Origin of the sequence: Ruegeria sp. HKCCA0370 (assembly GCF_013033705.1) — a bacterium.
Lineage (GTDB): Bacteria > Pseudomonadota > Alphaproteobacteria > Rhodobacterales > Rhodobacteraceae > Ruegeria.
Window position 1 is genome coordinate 130004 of sequence record NZ_WQEP01000008.1, and the last position, 22025, is coordinate 152028.

23 protein-coding genes are annotated in these 22025 nt (G+C 58.9%); 9 read left to right on the forward strand and 14 right to left on the reverse strand.

The window, feature by feature from the left end; all coding sequences use genetic code 11:
• Positions 1-39: 39 nt before the first annotated feature.
• From GOW31_RS16520 to dnaQ, 4 genes are read left to right on the forward strand one after another with little or no spacing between them, the layout of a single operon-like run.
• A complete protein-coding gene (locus GOW31_RS16520; RefSeq protein ID WP_171171526.1) occupies positions 40-639 on the forward strand; it encodes a nucleoside triphosphate pyrophosphatase in 600 nt (199 codons plus the stop codon).
• Entirely contained in the window at positions 636-1469 is an 834-nt protein-coding gene (locus GOW31_RS16525) for a shikimate dehydrogenase (RefSeq protein ID WP_171171528.1), read from the forward strand. Before GOW31_RS16520 ends, GOW31_RS16525 begins: the two co-directional genes overlap by 4 nt.
• On the forward strand, positions 1466-2059 hold the full coding sequence (coaE, locus tag GOW31_RS16530; RefSeq protein ID WP_171171531.1) for a dephospho-CoA kinase: 594 nt from the start codon (positions 1466-1468) through the stop codon (positions 2057-2059). Before GOW31_RS16525 ends, coaE begins: the two co-directional genes overlap by 4 nt.
• Complete coding sequence (gene dnaQ / locus GOW31_RS16535; RefSeq protein ID WP_152459619.1) at positions 2052-2774, forward strand: DNA polymerase III subunit epsilon; 723 nt, start codon at positions 2052-2054, stop codon at positions 2772-2774. Before coaE ends, dnaQ begins: the two co-directional genes overlap by 8 nt.
• 24 nt (positions 2775-2798) lie before the next feature.
• On the opposite strand, the gene secB is transcribed toward dnaQ, so the two are convergent.
• A complete protein-coding gene (gene secB, locus GOW31_RS16540; RefSeq protein WP_152459620.1) occupies positions 2799-3299 on the reverse strand; it encodes a protein-export chaperone SecB in 501 nt (166 codons plus the stop codon).
• A gap of 54 nt (positions 3300-3353) precedes the next feature.
• On the reverse strand, positions 3354-3854 hold the full coding sequence (locus GOW31_RS16545; protein ID WP_171171532.1) for an FxsA family protein: 501 nt from the start codon (positions 3852-3854) through the stop codon (positions 3354-3356).
• Positions 3855-3962: 108 nt separating this feature from the next.
• Between GOW31_RS16545 and GOW31_RS16550 the strand changes: the two genes are divergently transcribed.
• The 3 genes from GOW31_RS16550 to GOW31_RS16560 are packed head-to-tail and all read left to right on the forward strand — an operon-like array spanning position 3963 to position 6246.
• Positions 3963-4622 (forward strand): Tim44/TimA family putative adaptor protein, encoded by a 660-nt coding sequence (locus GOW31_RS16550; RefSeq protein ID WP_170345861.1) that lies wholly within the window; start codon positions 3963-3965, stop codon positions 4620-4622.
• The gene (locus GOW31_RS16555; protein WP_171171534.1) at positions 4619-5659 is read left to right on the forward strand and encodes a murein transglycosylase A; all 1041 of its coding nucleotides are present in this window, start codon (positions 4619-4621) and stop codon (positions 5657-5659) included. The genes GOW31_RS16550 and GOW31_RS16555 overlap by 4 nt, the downstream gene beginning before the upstream one ends.
• Positions 5659-6246, forward strand: coding sequence for a Smr/MutS family protein (locus GOW31_RS16560; protein ID WP_171171536.1), 588 nt, complete (start codon positions 5659-5661; stop codon positions 6244-6246). The genes GOW31_RS16555 and GOW31_RS16560 overlap by 1 nt, the downstream gene beginning before the upstream one ends.
• Here the strand turns inward: GOW31_RS16560 and GOW31_RS16565 are convergent.
• The 3 genes from GOW31_RS16565 to hslU form a co-directional block, all read right to left on the reverse strand.
• Positions 6243-7460, reverse strand: a complete 1218-nt coding sequence (locus tag GOW31_RS16565) for an MFS transporter (RefSeq protein ID WP_171171642.1) — start codon at positions 7458-7460, stop codon at positions 6243-6245. The two genes, GOW31_RS16560 and GOW31_RS16565, sit on opposite strands and share 4 nt — an antisense overlap.
• Entirely contained in the window at positions 7460-8560 is a 1101-nt protein-coding gene (locus GOW31_RS16570) for an alpha/beta fold hydrolase (protein ID WP_171171645.1), read from the reverse strand. Before GOW31_RS16570 ends, GOW31_RS16565 begins: the two co-directional genes overlap by 1 nt.
• A 98-nt stretch (positions 8561-8658) precedes the next feature.
• Positions 8659-9966, reverse strand: a complete 1308-nt coding sequence (gene hslU / locus GOW31_RS16575; protein WP_171171538.1) for an ATP-dependent protease ATPase subunit HslU — start codon at positions 9964-9966, stop codon at positions 8659-8661.
• A gap of 192 nt (positions 9967-10158) precedes the next feature.
• Here hslU and GOW31_RS16580 point away from each other — a divergent pair, with 192 nt between their 5' ends.
• Complete coding sequence (locus GOW31_RS16580) at positions 10159-11400, forward strand: MFS transporter (protein WP_171171540.1); 1242 nt, start codon at positions 10159-10161, stop codon at positions 11398-11400.
• On the opposite strand, the gene hslV is transcribed toward GOW31_RS16580, so the two are convergent.
• A complete protein-coding gene (hslV, locus tag GOW31_RS16585) occupies positions 11392-11949 on the reverse strand; it encodes an ATP-dependent protease subunit HslV (protein ID WP_171171543.1) in 558 nt (185 codons plus the stop codon). The genes GOW31_RS16580 and hslV overlap by 9 nt on opposite strands.
• A 197-nt stretch (positions 11950-12146) precedes the next feature.
• Between hslV and GOW31_RS16590 the strand changes: the two genes are divergently transcribed.
• The gene (locus GOW31_RS16590; RefSeq protein WP_152459629.1) at positions 12147-12341 is read left to right on the forward strand and encodes a DUF1127 domain-containing protein; all 195 of its coding nucleotides are present in this window, start codon (positions 12147-12149) and stop codon (positions 12339-12341) included.
• A 61-nt stretch (positions 12342-12402) separates the two neighbouring features.
• On the opposite strand, the gene GOW31_RS16595 is transcribed toward GOW31_RS16590, so the two are convergent.
• From GOW31_RS16595 to tsaE, 8 genes are all read right to left on the reverse strand, one after another.
• Complete coding sequence (locus GOW31_RS16595; RefSeq protein WP_171171545.1) at positions 12403-12765, reverse strand: Lin0512 family protein; 363 nt, start codon at positions 12763-12765, stop codon at positions 12403-12405.
• Positions 12762-13112: a Lin0512 family protein gene (locus GOW31_RS16600; protein ID WP_171171547.1), complete on the reverse strand. Its 351-nt coding sequence runs from the start codon at positions 13110-13112 to the stop codon at positions 12762-12764. Before GOW31_RS16600 ends, GOW31_RS16595 begins: the two co-directional genes overlap by 4 nt.
• A gap of 74 nt (positions 13113-13186) precedes the next feature.
• Positions 13187-13549, reverse strand: coding sequence for a thioredoxin (gene trxA / locus GOW31_RS16605; protein ID WP_367396964.1), 363 nt, complete (start codon positions 13547-13549; stop codon positions 13187-13189).
• 18 nt (positions 13550-13567) lie between these two features.
• The gene (gene addA, locus GOW31_RS16610) at positions 13568-16924 is read right to left on the reverse strand and encodes a double-strand break repair helicase AddA (protein ID WP_171171550.1); all 3357 of its coding nucleotides are present in this window, start codon (positions 16922-16924) and stop codon (positions 13568-13570) included.
• Positions 16921-19845: a double-strand break repair protein AddB gene (gene addB, locus GOW31_RS16615; RefSeq protein ID WP_171171552.1), complete on the reverse strand. Its 2925-nt coding sequence runs from the start codon at positions 19843-19845 to the stop codon at positions 16921-16923. The genes addA and addB overlap by 4 nt, the downstream gene beginning before the upstream one ends.
• Positions 19838-20524, reverse strand: a complete 687-nt coding sequence (locus GOW31_RS16620) for a nucleotidyltransferase family protein (RefSeq protein WP_171171554.1) — start codon at positions 20522-20524, stop codon at positions 19838-19840. Before GOW31_RS16620 ends, addB begins: the two co-directional genes overlap by 8 nt.
• Positions 20521-21525, reverse strand: coding sequence for an aminoglycoside phosphotransferase family protein (locus tag GOW31_RS16625; protein WP_171171556.1), 1005 nt, complete (start codon positions 21523-21525; stop codon positions 20521-20523). The genes GOW31_RS16620 and GOW31_RS16625 overlap by 4 nt, the downstream gene beginning before the upstream one ends.
• Entirely contained in the window at positions 21522-21995 is a 474-nt protein-coding gene (gene tsaE, locus GOW31_RS16630; protein ID WP_171116660.1) for a tRNA (adenosine(37)-N6)-threonylcarbamoyltransferase complex ATPase subunit type 1 TsaE, read from the reverse strand. The genes GOW31_RS16625 and tsaE overlap by 4 nt, the downstream gene beginning before the upstream one ends.
• Positions 21996-22025 lie beyond the last annotated feature (30 nt).

A 22025-nucleotide genomic window follows, 5' to 3' on the forward strand; every position in this document is an offset into this window, starting at 1 on the left:
CCCCTGAACTCTCAATGATTTGCGCACGGGGTTTTCCACATGTCTGTCCCCATTCTTCTTGCTTCCGGGTCTGCCATTCGCGCGCAGCTGCTTGAAAATGCAGGCGTACCGTTTGTGGTTCAAACCGCGCGCGTGGATGAAGAGACGGCCAAACGCGCTCTGCTGGCTGAAAACGCATCTCCACGGGACATTGCCGACACACTCGCAGAAATGAAGGCCCGGAAGGTCAGTGACAAAAACCCCGGTGCCATAGTCCTAGGATGCGATCAGGTTCTGGATTTTGACGGTCAGCTGATGTCAAAGCCGGAAACCCCCGAACAGGCGTTGGCTCAGCTGAAAGCCATGCGTGGCAAGCGTCACATGCTTTTGTCCGCAGCGGTGATCTATCAGAATGCTCAGCCGGTCTGGCGGCATGTGGGGCAGGTACGATTGCGGATGCGGGCCAGTTCCGACGCCTATCTGAAGGATTACGTGGCGCGAAACTGGGACAGTATCCGCCACGCCGTCGGAGGCTACAAGCTGGAGGAAGAAGGTGTCCGCCTGTTCGCCACCATTGACGGCGACTATTTTAACGTTTTGGGTATGCCCCTGTTGGAGCTGCTCAACTTTCTGGCTGTCAAAGGGGTAATCGATCAATGACGGACTATCGGGTTCCTTTGGCCGGTGTGATTGGACATCCCATTGGTCACTCACGATCCCCCAAACTGCATGGTCATTGGCTGAAGACATACGGTCTTGCCGGTCATTACATCCCGATGGATGTCGCCACCGCCGACCTGGAAATTGTGTTGCGCACCCTGCCCAAGGCGGGTTTTGTCGGCGCCAATGTGACCGTTCCCCACAAGGTAGCCGCCCTGAAGATCGCGGATCATGCGTCTGACCGTGCGACGGTGATAGGTGCGGCGAACACTCTGGTGTTTCGTGAAGATGGCTCGATCCACGCGGATAACACTGACGGGTACGGGTTCATGGAGAATCTTCGCACCGGTGCGCCGGACTGGAATGCAAAGGACGGACCGGCTGTTGTCTTCGGGGCCGGAGGGGCCGCGCGCGCCGTGTTGCAGGCATTGTCTGACGCGGGTGTTCCGGAAATCCTGCTGACCAACCGAACCCGCGCCCGTGCGGATCATCTGAAAGAGGAATTCGGTCAACGTATCCGCGTGGTGGATTGGGTTCAGGCCGGAAATGTCATCGAAAACGCAGAACTCGTGGTGAACACCACCTCGTTGGGCATGCAGGGCCAACCGGAATTGCGGGTTCCGCTTGATGGGTTGCAGCCCGGTGCCGTGGTGACGGATCTGGTTTATGCGCCATTGAAAACCCGCCTGTTGCAAACCGCTGAACAGGCTGGATGCACCGCAGTCGATGGGCTGGGCATGTTGTTGCATCAGGCAGTGCCCGGTTTTGAACGCTGGTTCGGCGTGCGCCCCGAAGTTGATGCTGATGCACGTGCGGCGGCCTTGTCATGAGTTTTGCGCTTGGCCTGACCGGTTCCATCGGCATGGGGAAAAGCACAACGGCGCAGATGTTCGTCGAAGAAGGTTGTGCCTTGTGGGATGCGGACGCGGCGGTGCATCGCCTGTATTCCAGGGGGGGCGCGGCCGTTGGCCCCATGGAACGATTGTTTCCGTCGGCCATTCAGGACGGTGCGGTCAACCGGGAGGCGCTGAAACAGATAATTGCGGCCGATCCTGCTGCGCTGAAGGCCATCGAAGCCATCGTCCACCCTCTGGTCGCTGCTGACCGCGCAGCATTTCGTGAAGCCGCGACAAACGACATCCTGGTCTTCGACATTCCGCTTTTGTTTGAAACGGGCGGTGACGTGGCGATGGACGCGGTGGCTTGTGTTTCGATCCCGGCCGACGAGCAAAAGCGGCGTGTCATGGAACGGGGCACAATGACCGAGGCGCAGTTCGAGCAAATCCGAGCCAAGCAGATGCCGAATGAAGAAAAATGCGCGCGGTCGGATTACGTCATCGTGACCGACACTCTGGACCACGCCCGCGCGCAGGTGCAGGATGTGGTCAGGCAGATACGGGCGGGGATGGCAGATGCGTGAAATTGTACTCGACACCGAAACCACGGGTTTCGATCCTGAAAGCGGTGATCGGATCGTGGAAATCGGCGCCGTTGAACTGTGGAACCACGTCGCAACGGGTGAGACGTATCACGTCTACATCAACCCCGAACGCTCGATGCCGGAAGAGGCATTTGGCGTGCATGGCATCGGCCCGGACCTGTTGGAAAACCCACGTCCGCCGGAAAAGGGTGAAGTGACGCTGAAAGACAAACCGGTTTTTGCCAAGATCGGTCACGCTTTTCGCGAATTCGTCGGCGATGCGCGGCTGGTGATCCACAATGCATCTTTCGACATGAAGTTCCTGAATGCCGAACTGAAATGGATGGGTGCCCCGCTCATCCCGATGGAACAGGCGCTGGATACGCTGGCGATTGCGCGCAAACGGTTTCCCGGTTCGCCGGCCTCACTGGATGCGCTTTGCCGTCGCTTCAATATCGACAACTCTAACCGTGTGCTGCACGGCGCGTTGCTCGACTCTGAAATCCTGGCCGAGGTTTATCTTGAGCTGATCGGAGGACGACAGCCCGATTTTGGACTGTCAACATCTGCATCATCCGTGGCAGGCGGCGGTGATGATTGGCGACCGGCACCACGAGCAACGCCACTGCCGTCTCGTATTACCGAGGATGAACGCGCGGCACATGATGCATTCATAGAAAAACTGGGCGACAATGCCCTATGGACCCGCACCTGACCCTGTCAGGCACGGGCCAAACCCTCAGGCATCTGTCTTCTGGGACTGTTCGGCCTGACGACGCATCAGTTCGTTGCGGTACAGGGCGACGAAATCGATATTGTCCAGATTCACCGGTGGGAAACCGCCGTCGCGGGTGATGTCGCTGACGATGCGGCGCAGGAACGGGAACAGCATCCGCGGGCATTCGATCATCAGGAACGGGTGCAATTGGTCTTCCGGCACACCTTCCACGTGGAACAGGCCGCAATAGTCCAGCTCACACAGGAACAGAACGTCTTCCAAACCTTTGGCTTTGGATGTCAGGTTCAGCTTGATCGACACTTCGAACTGGTGGTCAGCCGGGCGCTTCTTGGCATCCAGATTCACCTGAACCGCGATTTCGGGCTGTACGTCACCGGAAACACCCTTCTGGGCCATCACGTTCTCAAAGGACATGTCGCGGATGAACTGCCCCAGAACACGCATCTGAACTTGCGGGGCGGCTTTGGCCGCAGTGTTTTCTGCAGCTTTTTCTTCGGCCATGGATCTACTCCAAAAATGAAATTCGCCACTGCTTATCAAGTTGGGCGCGGCACCTCAATGCCGGTGGGGGCCTTCCACCCATTTAGACGGCTTTGACGGATCATTTTTTGGGCGGACCTCGGTAAAGTCACCATCTATGATGTCACCCTGATCGAACGGATTTCCCCGAGACTGAAAACCGGGGCCTTGGCCCATCTGAAACTGGGTAATGGTGACTTTCGATCTGAGATACCTGAAAACCGCAACCCGCACGCCGGGAACAAGCAACGCAAATCCAATGGCATCAGTAAAGAATCCCGGTGTAAGCAACAAAGCGCCCGACAACAGGATCATCGCACCATGAGCCAGCGGCTCGGTCGGGTCGTCCAGTTCGGCAAACGACCGTTGCAGGTTTCCCAACGCCATGCGACCTTGTGTCCGCACCAAAACAGTGCCCAAAACCGCCGTCAGCACTACGATGGCAAGGGTTGGCCACAAGCCGATCAACCCGCCAACCTGAATAAACAGCGCAATCTCGATGATGGGCACCAACAAAAATGCCAAGAACAGATACATTTGCGTTATCCTTTCCCTTAGGCCGGGCTGTGGACTTGCCACCTACGGTCACCTACATAGTGGCATGAGGCCGCGTATACAAAGCCGCGGTTCTGAAAAGAGGATGAAATGAACGAACCCATGATCCAGTTGCTGGTCCTGGCCGGAATTGCCGTTTTCCTGATCCTGCGCCTCAAGAGCGTATTGGGCACACGTGAAGGTTTTGAAAAACCGCCTGTGCAGCAGCAGCCCGAAGCGCATAAGTCGCGCCGCGATTTCGAAGTGATCGAAGGCGGCCCGGATCATGACATCACAGACCATGTCCCGGAAGACAGCGAGCTGGCACAGACGCTGGCGGCGATGAAACGCGTTGAACCCAGTTTTTCCGTCACCGAGTTTGTTCAGGGTGCGCGCGGTGCCTATGAAATGATCCTGATGGGGTATGAAAAGGGAAACCTGGACGAGATCCAACCGTTCCTGTCGGAAGAAGTTTTTGAATCCTTCGTTGCGGGCGTCGCCGCACGAGAAGATCAGGGCCTGACGATCGAGGCCGAGTTTATCGGTGTCCGAGAGACGACCCTGACGGATGTGAAGTTCGACAAGGATACCAATCAGGCCGAAATCACCATGAAATTCGTGGGTGAACTGACATCGGTCGTGCGGGATCGCGGTGGCGATATCGTCGAAGGCAGCCCCAATACCGTGAAACGCCAAAAGGACAGCTGGACCTTTGCCCGTGTGATGGGCAAGGACGATCCGAACTGGCTGCTTGTTGCCACGGACGCATGATTGCCACGCTCCGGTCGCTTTTACTGGTGGGTGCAATGACCGCTGCCAGCGCTGCCGGGGCCGAGGCAACGCGATCCATTCTGTCGTTCGATGATCTGCGTGGCTGGGCCGAGGATGACCACGGTGCAGCCCTGTCAGTTTTTCTGAACACCTGCGGGGATCTGAAGGATCCCGATTGGCGGGCCCTGTGCGGTGTGGCAAGAACCTATGATGCCGAAGCGGCACGGTCGTTCTTTGAGCTCTTTTTTCGCCCTGTTCTGGTCGAGGATGGTGAGGATGCCCTGTTCACGGGGTATTTCGAACCCGAACTTGATGGTGCGCGTACCCGGACGGATCGTTTCAAGTATCCCATCTACAAAATGCCGCCCGAGGCCCGCGCTGAGGGGCCCTGGCTGAGCCGGCGAGAAATCCTGACCAGTGATGTCATGCAGGGCCGCGGGCTTGAGATTGCCTGGGTCGATGACCCCGTAGAGTTGTTTTTTCTGCAAATCCAGGGTTCGGGCCGCGTTCGATTGCCGGATGGCGGCGCTTTGCGCGTCGGGTATGGCGGTGCGAACGGGCATCCCTACAGGTCAATTGGCGTGGAACTGGTGCGGCGCGGCATTCTTGGCGCGCATGAGGTCAGCGCGCAGATGATCCGCGCCTGGGTGCGCAAGAACCCCGAGGCTGGCGCGGAATTGCTGTTCCACAACCCATCATACGTGTTTTTCCGCGAAGTTTCACGTGTCGCGCCCGAGCTTGGGCCGCTGGGCGCCATGAACCGATCTGTCACGACGATGCGCAGCATTGCGGCTGATCCCGCCTATACCCCATTGGGTGCGCCGGTGTGGGTGGAAAAGGACGGCAAGGAACCAATCCGCCGCCTGATGATCGCGCAGGATACAGGTGCGGCCATCAAAGGCGCGCAGCGGGCCGATATCTTTTTCGGAACGGGGGACGAAGCCGGTCAGGCCGCGGGCAAGCTGAAGGATCCCGGTCGGATGGTGCTGTTGCTGCCCATCCAGCGTGCCTATGCCCTGCTGCCGGATGAATTCTGATGAACCGGCGCAAACTGACAAGCGAAGAGATCGAGCTGTGGCGCAAGGTCGCCAAACAGGCCGAGAGGCTGCACCCGGAAATCCCGCAGACGATCCATCCGACCTCTTTGCCGAAACCCAAGCCCAAGAAAACTCCGAAACCCCGTTTTCAGGCATTCGAACTTGGACAGACCCATCAGTCGAAACCGAAACCGAACGACCTGAAGCCCAAGGTGACGGATGCGTTGCGCAATGCACCGGTTCAGATGGACAACAAGGCCTTTGGTCGGATGAAGCGCGGCAAGCTGAAACCCGAAGGCAAGCTGGATCTGCACGGTATGCGGGTGGCTTCGGCCCATCCGGCGCTGATCCGATTCATCCTGAGCGCGCAAGCACAGGGTAAGCGTCTGGTTTTGGTCGTGACCGGCAAAGGCAAGGATCGGGACGAGCCCGGTCCGATTCCGACGCCGCGCGGTGTTCTGCGAAATCAGGTTCCTCACTGGTTGTCGATCCCACCGCTGGCCCAGGCGGTGTTGCAGGTCACGCCGGCTCATATAAGCCACGGCGGAGACGGGGCGTATTACGTGTATCTCAGGCGGGTGCGTTAAAGGTCGCGACGCGCGCGGGAAATACCGACCCAAACAAGGCTGCATACCAGCACGAAGAGCAGGCCAATCCAGAAAAACTGAATGCTCAGCGGGATACCAAGGTCAATCAGAACGCCGGTCAGACCTGGGCCGATGGCTGACCCCAGTACCATGACAGCCGCAGCCAGCGCCTTGATGGCCCCGATATGCCGGGTCCCATAGAATTCTGCCCAGAACGCGCTGGGCAACGTGCTGTTCGCTCCGACCGTCAGGCCAAGAAACACCAACCCAATCGTCGCGCCGCTGATTGATTCAGTCATGCCCAAAACCACAAACCCAACCGCCATCGGAAGCTGATAGAATGGCATGATGCGCGCAGTGCCCCATTTGTCCAATGCCCAGCCCGCAGCAAACATCGACAGCAGTGATACTCCGGTAAAGATCGGGAACAGAGCGACCAGTTGGATATGCTGCCAGCCTTTGACCTCGGCGAAATAGACCTGATGGAAGAAAAACGCGGTTATGAATGCCGATGGCGCAAGCACGGCGGGCACCATGAACCAGAACAAGGGGTCAAACAGCGCGTCGCGACGGCTCCAGTGGCGACCCTGCATCCCAATGGCAGAGGATTCGCTGGCAAGGCTTTGCGGTGTTCGTTCTTCGCGCAACAGCCGCATCAACACGGGTATTCCCAAGGCAGTCATCCCTGCCGCGACGACCCACAGCCAACGCCAGTCCAGGTAAACCATGGCTGCAACGAAGATCAGGGGCAGCAGGGCCTCACCGATGGCATAGCCGATGGATGCAATGGAAAGCGCCTTGCCCCGCGTGACCGTAAACCACCGCGCCATGGCGACCGCGGCCAGATGTGTGCTCATCCCCTGACCCAGCAGGCGCAACAGAAAAATCACCACTGGCAACAGGAGCAGCCAGGTATTCAGCGCCATGGCAAGGGCGGCCAGGGCCAACCCGGTCAGAACCGCCGGACCCAGCACCCGGACGCGAAAGATATCCGTCAGCCCTCCGGCCCAAATCATCACGATGGCCGACAGGGTTGTGCCCAATGTGTATAGCCCACCCCACGCTCCGTGGCCGAGGCCGAATTCCGCGCGGATTTCACCGGCAAAGATCGAGATGAAGAATGTCTGCCCGAAGCTGGATAAAAATGTCAGAAGAACGCCGGCGCCAAGCCAGGTGGCATTGTCCAGAAGATACCGACGCAGCTTGAACCGCATCACGGAGTGGTAACCTGTGCCTGCCCAGTTTCCGTCAGAACAATTTCAGTGGCCCCGTCTGGATTGCGCTCGCTGGGTGGCACCAGAATATCAATGGCCGGTCGGTCTTCCCGCCCGAAGGTATTGTTGACACGCCGCAACGAGTTGAGGATCGACAACAAAGCCGGAGAGGTCGCGGCAACGAAATGCGAGGATGCCGCGTCACTGTTGAAAGCAGTCGTGTCGATCACGCTGATCGGGAATTCCTCGAGCGAGTCAACCGAACTGATGTTCCCCAACCGCTGGCCCTCATCCGTGCCACGCAAGCGGCCCGAGATGTTCAGGATCTTGTCCTTTTGCGACACCATTACGATGAACGGATCGGGGGGGTTGTCGATACGTTTCATCTGCGAGCGAAACAGATCAAGATCAAGATCAGGCGAGATCAGAACGACCCCTTCGATGTTTCGCTTGGCCCAGCCGGGTTCCTGCAATTCGGTTTGCCGCATCATCTCCATCGTCAACGCACCGCCCATGGAATGCGCGACCAGAATAACGCGTTTGACACCCATGGCTTTCAGTTCGCGGATGGTCTGTTCCAACCCGTCGCGGGCGAACAGCATACTGTCCAGATCATAGGCGTATCCATAGCCCGTCGCGCGGCTGGGCCAGGAATACACCAGCGTTGATCCGGGGAGGCCGATGTCATGTGTCAGCTGCGCCGCGCGGAAGATCGTTTCGGTCTGGGTCGAATTGTAGCCGTGCACAAAGATAGTGACGTCATCCTGTCCTCGCAGGTGTTTGCGCAGCCCCTGCGGTCCATCCAACTCGGTCACGTCTGCCAGAACGAATTCTTTCCGCGGATTCGGGTTCGCGTAGGAGAAGCGGAGCGTACCCGGAGTGTGCGTGGGTGGAATAGAAACCGTCGTTTCCAGGAACCTGAGCGTTTCACCGCGTCGGAATCCATAGGATCCATCGACCTCACGCGCGCGGGTCGTGCTTGCGAAGATGGTTTCAGGTGTTCCGATGTTCACGGCATCGGGCACGACCTCGGACACCGTCCGGTCGACACAGGCGCTGAGCGAAAAGGATATGAACAGAATGACGAAGTATCGCAGCACGGGCCAGACCTCGGGGTGACTTGTGCACACGCTAGCCTATTCCTGCGCGACGTCCAGCATGGCAAGACCAAAACAACGGCAAAAAACGGCTGGCCGTGTTACAAAACGTAACGGCTCAGATCAGAGGACTTGGTCAATTCACCAAGATTGTCGCTGACGAACTGTGCATCAACGGTGATCTCTGAACCGGCTTTGTCCGGTGCAGCGAAGGACAGTTCTTCGAAAACCCGCTCCATGACGGTATAGAGCCGCCGCGCGCCGATGTTTTCGATGCTCTGGTTCACGTCAGCCGCAATCTTCGCCAACGCCGCGATGCCGTCCTCGGTAAAGCTGACGGTCACGTCTTCGGTGCCCATCAACGCCGTGTATTGCAAGGTCAGGGCATTGTCGGTTTCGGTCAGGATGCGCACGAAGTCTTCTTCGGTCAGGGCGCGCAGTTCGACGCGGATCGGCAGGCGCCCTTGCAATTCCGGCAACAGATCCGACGGTTTGGCGATGTGAAACGCACCCGAGGCGATGAACAGGATATGATCCGTTTTGACCGGGCCGTGCTTGGTGCTGACGGTGGTTCCCTCGATCAAGGGCAGAAGGTCGCGCTGCACGCCTTCGCGGCTGACATCGCCGCCACGTGCGTCAGAGCGGGCGCAAACCTTGTCGATCTCATCCAGAAATACGATGCCGTTCTGTTCGACGGATTCCAGCGCGGTGCGGGTGACGGTTTCATCATCCAGCAGCTTGTCGGCCTCTTCCCCGATAAGCGCATCATAGCTTTCGGCGACGGTCATGCGTTTCTTGACGGTCCGCCCGCCAAAGGCCTTGCCGAAAATGTCGCCCAGATTCATCATGCCCATCTGACCGCCCGGCTGCCCCGGAATGTCGAACATCGGCATCGGGTTCGAGGTATCGGACAGTTCCAGCTCGATCACCGTGTCGTCCAGTTCGCCGGCTTTCAGCTTTTTGCGGAACATCTCGCGCGTGCCTTCGCGCGCATCTGCGCCTGCAATGGCTTCGATCACCCGATCTTCGGCGGCCTGATGGGCCTTGGCCTTGACGTCTTCGCGCATGAACTCGCGGGTTTGCAGGATGGCCGCATCTGCCAGATCGCGCACGATCTGTTCCACGTCACGACCGACATATCCGACTTCGGTGAACTTGGTGGCCTCGACCTTGACAAACGGCGCGCGGGCCAGTTTGGCCAGACGGCGGCTGATTTCGGTCTTGCCAACGCCGGTGGGGCCGATCATCAGGATGTTCTTGGGATAGACTTCTTCCCGGATGTCGTCCGGCAATTGCTTGCGGCGCCAGCGGTTGCGCAGGGCGACGGCCACGGCACGCTTGGCGTCCTTCTGCCCGATGATGAAGCGATCCAGTTCCGAGACAATCTCGCGCGGGGTCAGGTCGGTCAAAGGGCAGTCCTTTCGGTCGGCATTTGTGTCATGCGGCTTAGGTAATCACCGCGCGGGCGAAAACAACCAAGCCTGTATTCATGGCCGCGTTGGTTAGCAATGCCGGCTCAGGTTTGCAAATGCTTTGCTTGGGGAATGCGCGAACCCTCTGCTACAGTGATTTCAAGGGTTTGAGGGTCAGGAGCGTATGACATGACAAATATTGCCAAGATTACCCTTCTGTTTGTGGTGTTTGTGGATCTGATCGGACAGGGGCTGGTCTTTCCCATCATCAACTCGCTGATCATGGAAACGAAATCCGGGTTTCTGCCCGAAAACACGCCCCAGGGGCGCAGGCATTTCTATTACGGCCTCGTGATCGGGTGCTTTTTCCTGTCTTGGTTTCTGGGCGTTGTCTATGTTTCGAAAGTATCGGATTCGATCGGGCGCAAGAACGCTTTGCTGGTGTGCCTGGGCGGTGCTCTGGCCGGGTATGCCCTGACCATTGCCGCGCTTTATCTCAACAGCCTCCTTCTGCTGATTGTCGGGCGTTCGATCACCGGATTTACTGCGGGCAACCAACCCATTGCGCAAGCGGCGATGATCGACGGTAGCACCGACGCGACAGACCGGGACCGGAACATGGGCTATATCGTGACAGGCGTCAGCTTTGGCCTTGTGGGCGGGCCGATCATCGGCGCGGTCTTGTCTGACGCCGCCCTGCTGGGCGGTTTCGCCACGCTGAGAACGCCTTTTTACGGCGCATTTGTCCTTGTGCTGATTGCAATCTTTCTGGTCCTGTTTTTCTTCCAGGATACCCGAACGGATCGCGCGCCTTTTGTCTTCCGTCCCCGTGACATAACAGACAGCCTGATGGCGGTGCGTGGTCATCCGATGGTGTTGAAGATCCTGCCGGTCTATTCGTTCTTCATGATCGCCAATGTCACCTTCTACGTCTTTGTCGACAATTTCCTGACCAGCGCCTTCGGATACGGAGTCATCGGCGGCAGTATGGCGATGGTCGTCATCGGTGTGGCGCTGGCCTTCTCCAGCACGTTCCTGGTGAAACCCGCGCAAGAGAAATTCAGCAAACATGCGATAATCCACACGTCACTCATCGTCATGGTGATCTGCGGTTTCGCGTTCGCCTTCAGCCCAAGCGGCGTGTTCAGTTATGTGCCGGTCTTTTTCTTCTATTTCCTGTTCGGAATCGCCTACCCCACCATGCTTGGGCTGTTCTCTTCCAGCGTCAGCGAAGCGGATCAGGGCTGGGTCATGGGTGTGACCACTGCCGTGTTCTGCCTTGCGGGCGGGATCATGTCGCTGATCGGGGGCGGATTGATGAGCATCGATATCCGCGTGCCCTACTACATCGTGATCATCGCAGCGATCATTGGCCTGATCGGCATGCATCGCCGCTGGAAAGGCAAGGAGATCTCGGCGCTGTTAGCCTGAGATCGTCTCAACCGTCAGATTACCATTGGTATAGACACAGATATCGGCCGCGATGGCCATTGCCTGACGCACGACCTCTTCCGCCGACTTGTCACTGTCCATCATCGCGCGGGCAGCGGCCAGGGCAAAATTGCCCCCGGACCCGATGGCAGCCACGTTGTGTTCAGGTTCCAGCACGTCACCCGCCCCGGTGATCACGAACATGTCCTTGCCGTCCGTGACGATCAGCATCGCCTCGAGCTTTTGCAGGTATTTGTCGGTACGCCAGTCTTTGGCCAATTCCACAGAAGCACGGGCAAGTTGGCCCGGTGTCGCCTCGAGCTTGGCCTCCAGCCGTTCCAGCAAGGTGAAGGCGTCGGCCGTCGACCCGGCAAAGCCGGCGACAACTTCGGACCCTCCGGGGGACAGGCGACGCACCTTGCGAGCCGTGCCCTTGATCACGGTTTGACCCAGGCTGACCTGCCCATCACCGGCTATGACGATCTGACCGTCCTTCTTGACGCCAATGATCGTCGTGCCGTGCCAACCGGGAAAGTCGTTGTCTGCCATGATCGTCTCCGTTTTCGCTGGCGGTATATATGGGCTGGGTCGCAGGTTGGCGCAACCCGTTCTTCAATTGCCTAAAAGATATGCAAAAAACGCATTCCGGGGTTACCAGACCAGCAATTGTGAGTCCGGGCATGCAGAACTACATGAGGCTTACAACCGACAACGGGTCGGCTGTTTCTTCACAAAGGACCGCGCACATGGCAACCACAGCTAACATTCATGCGCCGCTCGGAGCAGCTACCATCCTGCACGTAGTGGACGCGTTCACCAATGTCGTCAACACCGTTGTCGAATGGAAAGAATCCCGCAAAACCCGCAAACTCCTGTCGGAACTCAGCGACGCCCAGCTTGACGATATCGGCCTGAGCCGCGCAGACATCGCCGATCTCTGATGTTCCCGCAGATCAGCAACTCGAGACAGCCGCACGGATTTCCGAGCGGCTTTTTCTTTTTTCAGCCCTGAACGTATTTTCCAGAAAGATCAGGCAGAAACGCCTCGATCGCCGCAGTTGCAACCACGTGCCGCGCTCCCGCTTCTTCGTCGACAACGTCAAGCCCACCTTTGACTGCGCGAACCTCGGCCCTGCCCCGCGGCAGATCCGAGGCAACCAGATCGCAATCCACCTGTTCAGGATCCTGCACGCCGATCGTGACGCTGACGCGCATTTCGGAATGGTCGATCCCCAGCTTTGAAAACAACGTGATGGATGAATGGTGCAAAGCATCCTGCACCGCGCGGCGGGCTGCCTTGGTATAGTCCTGGCCGTAAAGATCGTTACCTGTTCCCATCTCCAGAATGATGCGTTTTTCACTCATTGTGCAGGCTCCATGTCGAAGGAAACGATCAGGGCGGCGTTGGCAATGACCGTGTGTCCGTCACTGTGGGGCTTTGCGATGTCCAGCCCGCCTTTGGTGACAGTAATGTTGGGGTGACCATAGGGAAAGACAGCTTTCAACGCTTCGGTGTCCACCTGATCCGGCTGCTGAACCCCTATTTCGGCATCAATGATCATCGCCTCTTTCGGAAACCCGAACAGTTCCGCCATGTTGACCGAGTTGTGCCAAAGCGCATCCTTGATCGCCCGCAGTGACGCCTGAGTATAGTCCATCCGGCGCAGGGATGTGCCCATCCCGAATTCCACAAGGACCCGCGTTTTTGCCATTGGTGTCTCCGATGTCTTCAATAGAAAAGGCGCCCCGATCTGAGGCGCCTTCGAGATAATCTGTTAGGACCAGATCAGATGGATTCGTCGATCCAGCTTTGCAGGGCGGCTTTGGGCGCCGCGCCCGCGCGGTTGGAAACGACCTGACCGTCCTTGAAGATGAACAGCGCGGGGATGCCACGTACACCCATGGCGGCGGCTGAGTTCGGGTTGCTGTCCACATCGACCTTGGCGATTTTGACTTTGTCGCCATACTCGGCCGCCAGCTCTTCCAGCGCAGGGCCGATTTGCTTGCAGGGGCCGCACCATTCGGCCCAGAAATCCACGACCACGGGAACGGTCGAATTCTTGACTTCGGCGTCAAAGGTGTCGTCGGTAACGGCTACGGTCGACATATTCTGTCTCCTGAATGGGGTAAACTTGGGAACAGAACGTATGTGCCGCTTCGGGTAAGGTCAAGATATCTGGGTGCGGGCCAAAGCATCTGTCACAAGATCGTGTGGCAACCACATCAGCCGCGCCGTGCGGGTCCACAGAATGGCGGTACGAATGCTGCGATCCGGATAGATCTGCGCCAGCGCCTGCGCGTATGCCCCCATCTGTCGCAGCAGGCCGTCGGGGCAGTCTTCCGCGCGGTCTGGAACGGTGGCATTTGATTTGAAATCAATCACATGCACTTCCGATTCCGACAAGATCAGACGATCGACAACCCCAAGCATCCGCTGCCCGTTCAGAGCGGCAGTAATGGGCACCTCGGCCAACGTGTCAGGTGCAAAGACGGGCTGCAAACCTTCCGCTGTCAGCACAGTTACGGCTTCGTTCAAAATCTCGTGCCGGTCCGTTTCGTGCATATCGGGCAGCAACCGCGCGCAAAGCTCTGGCCAAAGGTCTTTCTCGGCCGCGGGAAGGTGTTCCAGCAACAGGTGCAGGCGGGTTCCGCGCAGTTTGGCCGCATCTTCATCCAGGCCGGCATCGCCGGGCAACGCCTTAGGGCCACCCAGGTCCGAAGGGCTGAGCGTGCCGGCAGGCGCAACCGGATCCGGTGCCGGATGTTGGAACATATCCGGCAATTCGACTTGCTGAACGACAGTGTTCGGTTGATCGATCAAGAGCGGCGCGTTCCAATCCCCGTGGGACAGGCGGCGGATATCGGTACCCGGCACCTGCGCGGCCCCGGCCCGATCCATCGCCGCCTCGACCATCTGATACCAGCTGTTGCCGTCTTTCCCCAAATCACCTGCCGCCGCCACGATCAACCACTTTTCCGCCCGTGTCAGAGCCACATACAGCAGCCGAAGCCGTTCGTTTTCCTCGCGGTTGCGCGCCTCTTCCCGCGCCTGCGAGATCAGGTTTGGTGACGCGTCCGCCGACACTTTCCACAAGGGTGTTCCGCCGGCCAACATGATCTCGGGGTCACGCGGGGGCTGGCGTTTGCCGGTATCCGGCAGGATGACGATCGGCGCCTCCAACCCTTTTGAGCCATGAACGGTCATCACCCGGATCCTGTTGCCGACGCCGGTCATCTGTCGTTTGATTTCCAGATCGTCAGTCTGCATCCAGACCAGAAATCCCGTCAGGCTGGGGATATCCGTTCGCTCATAGGCCAGAGCCTGGGACAACAGCGCGTTGATGCCGTCTTCGGCTTCTGCCCCCAACCGCCCCAACAGCTTGCGCCGTCCGTCATGGCGGGTCAGGATACGTTCGATCAGATCATAGGGACGCAGAAAGTCGATCTGGCTGCGCAGATCATTCAGCACGGACAGGGTTTCGGGAAACTCTTCGGCGCGGTTGCGCAGTGCGGCCCAAAGGAACTGTTCCTTCCGACGGTGCGCCAGATCGAAAAGCTGCTGTTCGGACCAACCGAACAAGGGGGACTTGAGAACCGCCGCCAGGGACAGGCTGTCTTCGGGCGTGGCCAGAAAGCTGAGCAAGGCCGCAAGATCCTTGACCGCCAGTTCAGCGCCCACTTTCAGCCGATCTGCTCCGGCGATGGGCAGGTGCAGCGCCTTGCAGGCACGGATGATCTCGGCAAACAGGTCCGAGCGGCGTTGCACGAGGATCAGAAAATCCCCCGGCTGCACTTTTTGACGAACGAATTGGCCGGATTTGCCATCTTCCGGGATCGTCTCGCCCCGTTCGATCATGTCTTTGATCGACTGTGCGACCTTCTCGGCCAGAATGACGGTGTGATGCCGTGCGCCCGGACGATCGACCGGGTCGGTCCAATCCCCGACTTCGGCATCCGCTACTTTTTCGACGACGGGCCAAAGATCAACACGACCCGGCAGATCGGCCTTGAAAGCACGGTGCTGACTGTCCTTGTGAAACCCCGCATCAGAGCGGTTTTCAAACAGGATATCGACCAGATTCAGGATCACGCTAGAGGATCGGAACGAGTACTCCAACGTCGAATCCCACAGTTTAGAGCCTGATTCAGCCAATTTCCGGCCAAACTCTTCCTGCATTCTGTCAAAGGCCTGTGGATCGGCGCCCTGAAAGGAATAGATCGATTGTTTCTTGTCGCCGACGACGAATATCGTGCGCTCGACCCCGGATCGGGCCCCTTCCCCGCTGGTGAATTCCTGTGCCAGTTTCTCGATCACGTCCCATTGATCGGGGCTGGTGTCTTGCGCTTCGTCCACAAGAATATGATCGATGCCACCGTCCAGTCGGTACAGCACCCATTCGGCCACTGCCGGATCGTTCAACACCTGCCGTGCGCGCAGGATCAGGTCGTCGAAATCCAGCCAGCCGCGCAACTGCTTGCGCCGTTCATATTCCGGCAGGAAGGCTGCGGCAAAGCGGTGCAGAACCGCGGTTTTCTGCGCTGCGACCAGCGCCAGGCGTTGTTCACGCGCGGTTTCGATCCGCTGCATGAAGGCCTCGATCTGCGGCATCCGGTCGGCCAGCGCACCTTCGCGCAGGGGTTTGGTGGGAAAAGCGTTGAGTTTGGCCGTGAAGGGTTCCTTTGCGCCCTTCCCGGTCAGAAACACGCTTTCCAACATGGGTAGATGTATCAATCTGGCTTCGTTGAACGCGGCCAGTTTTGCGGCGGCCTTGGCATTGTTGCCTCCGCTTTCGGTCAAAGCGGGCAGTATGGACTGGATGAGTTCGACTTCGCCGCCAAGAAAAACCCGCGCAAGCAGCGCTGTTTCGTCAAAGCCGGCGGGCAGATCGAAGCGTTGCAGCAGATCGGACCATTCGAGCGGCTGCGCAAAAAGACTGCGTTTTTGCGTGATCGCAGCGGTCAGTTTATCAAACCCCGTGTCCGTGACGAACCGGGCCACATCTTCAATCAACCCGGCCTGCGGGCCTGCGGCGAAATCTTCGACAATTTCCTCTCGCAACAAGGCTGCTGCGCGGTCTTCCATTTCGGTAAACTGCGGGCTAACGCCAGCCTCCAGCGGAAAGCGTCGCAACAATGACGCGCAGAACGAGTGGATGGTCTGGATTTTCAGACCACCCGGCGTTTCGATGGCGCGGGCAAACAGGGTGCGTGCTTGCGCCAACCGGTCCAAACCGATTTCGCCGGGTACACCCAGATCGGTCAGCTCCTCCAACAAGGGGGTATCATCCAGCATGGCCCATTCGCCAAGGCGCTTGAACAACCTGTTCTGCATCTCGCTGGCGGCGGCCTTGGTGTAGGTCAGGCACAGAATATGCTGAGGCTGGACCCCGCCCAGCAGCAGACGCGCCACACGGTCGGTCAGAACCCGGGTTTTGCCGGACCCGGCATTGGCCGCCAGCCAGGTCGAGGCATCGGGGCGCGCGGCCTGTACCTGCCGTTCAGTTGCGTCGTTGCGCGGGCTCATGTCAGATCCTCGGGGTAGGTTTCCGCTGTCCGGTCCCATTCGCCGAACCGCGCCAGGTGATCATAATCACCCATATCCGTATCCTTGTGCAGCATACGACGGGACGAAAACCCCTGATCAGGCTCTAAATAAGCGGAAATCAACTCTTTCAGCTCGGCAAGAACCTTGTCGGTCGGTTCTTTGTCCAAAGGCGCCGCAACCTCCTTATAGCTGCCACCCATACCGATGAAGATGGCTTGGGCCACGCTTGTCGGGTCAAGGCCCTCAATCCCGCCCTGCTCGGCCATTGCCGCCTCGATCAGCAACTGCTTGTCAAATTTGGATTGCTGGCTTTCCGTCGGTGGTGCGCCGGTTTTATAGTCGATGATGCGCAACGCGCCCCGGCTGTTGCAATCGATTCTGTCCGCGCGCCCGACAATGGTGAAATCCAGGGGGCGCAGCGCCAGTTTCATCGCCGCCTCAAATGCCACGGGGCCACCATCCTTCCGGCGCGCGAGCTCTGCCCCGAGGAAATCATCCGCGATCCGCTCAAGCCGGGCCAGCCACAGTTTGCGGGCTGTCGGCCAGGCGACGTGTTGATCCAACAGAGCATGCGCCCGTTTCAGGAAATTGTCCCGCGTCAGCAAAGCACTGTCGAGGACGCTGTCCTTGATGAAATGCTCGAGGATTTCGTGAATCACAATTCCTCTCAGCAAGGCATCGGGGGCCTGTACAAGCGGATCTAGCGGTTTCAGCCGAAGCACATGTTTGGCGTAAATCGCGTATGGATCGCGGATCAGCCTCTTTATCTCGGTCACAGACAGACGGCGCGGACGCGCGGCGGCCGGTGGGCGCGGAGAAGGACGCGGTGCGGGGTCGATCGGCGGCGCATCTTCCAGTGCCTCGGACCAGTTCAACCATTTTTCGCCCTGAGCGCGCATTTTGGTCAGAGCTTCGGGGCCACCCTGACCCGACAAACCCTGCAACAGGTTGGTCAGTCGGTTCAGCCAGCGCGACGGAACCGTCTCGGCATCATCCGAGCGGGTCGCGCGGGTCAACCACACTTCGGGTGCGCCGATGGCCTGCTGGAAGTCATGCGCAGACAGGCCGATCCGGCGTTCGGGCAGCAACAAGCCGGCTTTGTCACGCATCTGCCGGTTCAACCAGGGATCGGGTGTTGGCGCCTCTGGCCAACTTCCTTCATTCAACCCGCCAAGGATCAGCAGGTCGGCGCCCTGCACCCGTGCCTCGAGCGTGCCCCAGATCATGATGTGCGGATGCGGCGCATCCCGGTCACGAACCTCTTCACCCGCAAGCAGAGCGCCCAGCAGATCGGCAAAGTCATGGGCTGTCATTAGGCCGCCATGCTGCGCCTCTGCGCTGAGAGAATTCAGCACCCCCAGCGCCTTTTGGCCTGCGTTTTTGTCCCACAGAGTGCCCGTTTCACCCGTGCTGCCGGCCGAGATCGCCTCGGCCAGTTTCATCAAACGCTCCACCCAGTCCGCGAGGTGCAGTTCACTGGTGACCTGCTGGTCGCAGAAATGCTGCACGACCCATTTCACCCAGCTTTCCTGGGCCTCTTTGCGCACTGCAAAAGCCGCAAGGCTTGCACTGTCAGGAAAGGGCGGGCCGTGACGGCGCAGGTCAAGTTCCAGGTCACGCGTGTGCAGCAAATGAATTCCGCGGTCACCGCCATCATGACATAGCGGGTGCTTCAAAAGGGTCAGCAGCGCCTCGCCTTCCAGACGGCGTGTGAACAGGTTGGCCACATGGCGCAGAAAACGTCCCGGCGGGGAAAGTTGCAGCGGCAGGCCCGCACTGTCGTCCGGCACGATGTTCCACCGATCCAGCGCGGCGCTGACCTGGCGGGTCAACATGCGATCCGGCGTGATCAGAGCGGCGGTCTGTCCTGTTTCCGCCGCCTGCCGCAGGCGCAGTGCGATGGCCAATGCCTCGGCGCGCGGCGATTGAGCCTCGACCAGCGTCAGGCCGTCGGTTGCGCCTTTAATATCGGACAGTCTGGGGCCTTCGGTCATCCAGGCGTCAGTGACGGGTGCCGGACGTAAAGCTAGGGATATCAAGCGGTTACGCGAGGGTAAGGGGGCCGATAAATCCGTCCATGGGGTGATCTGACCCGGTGTAAGTTCCAGCGCGCGCATCAACTTGCGGAAACGGTATTGTGGGTGATCTTCAGACGTCAACGCATCATCCAACCCCTGCCAAACGTGGTCCGGCTGGTCGAAATCAAATCCGGGCAGCACCAATGCCCCTTGCGGCAGGCGCGCGATGGCTTCCATCAACATCAGGGTGGTGCCACGGGACCCGGTAGAGCCCGCCAGAATGACCGGGTGTTGCGGGGGGGCAATCTGCCATCGCGCGATCAGGTTTTCGACCACGCGGCGCTGGCGGGCCTGTGCATCCATCGTCTGTCCGCCGGTGTCGATGAATTGATCCGCGATGCCGATAAAGGCTTGTGCCCGCGACCAGTGTCCGGACATGTCGCTGACGTCCAGCTGCCGGATCGCTTCGGGCGATACGCCTTCGCCCTGCATTTCGTCAATCAGCGCGGCCAGACTGTCGGACAGGTCAAAGATCGATGACCGGGCGGCAAGGTCCGGCTGTTGTTCCAGCAGTTTGGATACAAGCTGAGTCAACTCAAGACGCCGCCGCAGAGGCGGGATAGCAGGCGGGATCCGCGCCAGATCAACCCCTTCACCCAAGTCCGTCACCAACGAGAGACGGGGCAGAAGGCAAGGTGGCCCTTGATTGAACAGATCGCGGACGCGCCGTTCCATGCGTCGTGTGTTCAGGATCAACTCTACCCGCGCCAAAGCTTCGGGTGGGCCCGAACAGCGCTGCCGCAGGCCATCGACCAATGCCGTGGGGAAATCCGTACCGGGAGGCACGGCAAATACACGGGGCAGGGTGCCGGATTCAAACATCAGCCAGCAAACCCTCGGCCAGCGCGATGCCTTCCGGACGACCTACATCGCACCAGCGTCCCGGGTATTCGACCGCAAAAAGCCGACCCTGATCAAGCATCTGGTTCCAGAGCAGGTTGAGTGAAAACGCTGTTTGCGAGAACGAATGCAAACCCTGGGCCCTGAGGATCTGGGCCCCGCCGTAAACCAGACCAGGACCGCGCGTGATCCGTCCATCTTTTCCAGCGGTGAAATCACCCGATCCAATATGACCAACGGTTCGCGCAACCGGAACACACATCAACAGCGCATCCATACGACCCGGGTCCCAGGCTTGCTGCAACAGGGTCAACGGGTTTGGCCCTGACCAGATCGCGTCCGTGTTCAACGTGAATACGGGGTCGGTGCCCAGCATCGGCAAAGCCGCCCGCAATCCGCCACCTGTTTCCAGGATTTCAGCGTCTTCCCGAGACAGCAGAACGCCTTTGGGGCCGAGATGCGCCGCGAGCTGATCAGCGTGATAATGCAGGTTGGCAACGGTACGGACGGGATCAAGATCTTCGACAAGATCCAGCGCATGATCAATCAGTGGTCGCCCCGCCACTTCGATCAATGGCTTGGGCCGGTCTTTGGTCAACGCTCCCATACGGGTGCCGAACCCGGCTGCGAACAGCATTGCGGCAAATGGCGATCCGGTCATTGCGTTCTCAACTTGGCAAGGTTTTCCGGTGTGGGTCTGGGCAAAGCCTCGTGCAGCAGGGACGCCACCGAAACCAGGGCAGGGTGATCCAGATCGCGCATCAGATGTGCCCAGACGGCCGGGATCATGTCCACATAGTGAGGCTTGCCATATTCCGTCGCCAGACGTGCGAAGACGCCAAGGATACGCAGGTTTCTCTGGGCCCCCAAAACACTGTAGGCCGTGCGGAAATCATGGTCGTCCATACCTGACGCAGAGATGTAGTGGTTGATCATCTGCATTTCGATCCCGGCCGAGACATCTCGGCGTACATCCTGTAGCAGAGACACCAGATCGTAGGCCGGGTGCCCCAGCATGGCCAACTGAAAGTCCAGCAACCCGACGCGCTTCACGCCTTCGCGCTGCGGCAGCCACAACAGATTTTCCGCGTGATAATCCCTGAGAATGACGACTTTCGAACCGGATGTTTCACGATGCAGGATGTCCGCGAACCGGTGCTCGAACCGGGACAGGGCGTCTTCATCACATGTTCCCAGGATACCGGCCGCATACTTTGTGAAAGCCAATGAAGCCAGTTCCGTCATCAGGGACGGATCATAAGACTGCAAGGCAAGAGAAGGCGCCCGATGCAGGTGGAGCAGCACGTCGGTGGCGGCCCGGTACAATTCACGCTCTTTGCCCGGGTCTTTTTTCAGGACGCGCGCAAAAAGATCATCACCCAGATCTTCCAGCAACAGAAAACCGTACCGGGTATCTTCGGCATAGATTTCCGGCGCGCTCAGACCAACCGATCGGAGGTATTCTGCAACCCGAACGAAGGGTTCAACATCGTCACTTTTTTCAGGTGGCGCGTCCATCAAAACCGCAGTGCGCCCGTTGGTTGGATCAATCAGTCGTTCGTATCGCCGGTTCGAGGCATCGCCTGCCAGTGGCGTACGTGTTGCTCCGGCCCAGGGTGTTTGCGCAATCAGGGCTTCGGCCAGGACCGTCCTGTTGGTCATGCGGTTCTCTCCAGTTTTTCCGCCCATTTCGGAGCAGTCCAAGACAGGGTCACACGGCGGAAATCGATATTGTTAGGGTCTGTTTCAAAGGCCAACGTCAACGCGCCTTGGGGCGCCAACGGGCCCATCTTGTCCGGCCATTCCACAAGGCAGATTGCCGTATCGAAAGCGTCCGTCAGACCCAGTTCGTCAACTTCTTCGGCCGCGCTCAGACGATACAGGTCGCAATGCCATATTTCCCCTGATGGCGTGTCGTAAGCCTGGACCAAAGTGAATGTTGGCGAGGGCACATCTTCGGGTTCATCCATCAATGACTGAATGAGGTTGCGCGCGAAATGCGTCTTGCCGCTGCCGATCGGGCCCTCCAGCAGAACGACATCGCCCGGGCGCAGTGATTTTCCCAATTGCCGTGCGAAAACTGCGGTTTCTTCGGGCGATTTGAAAGTCAGAGATCGGGCGGTCTGTGTCATGCCGCCACAATGGCCTTGCGCCTGACCGGC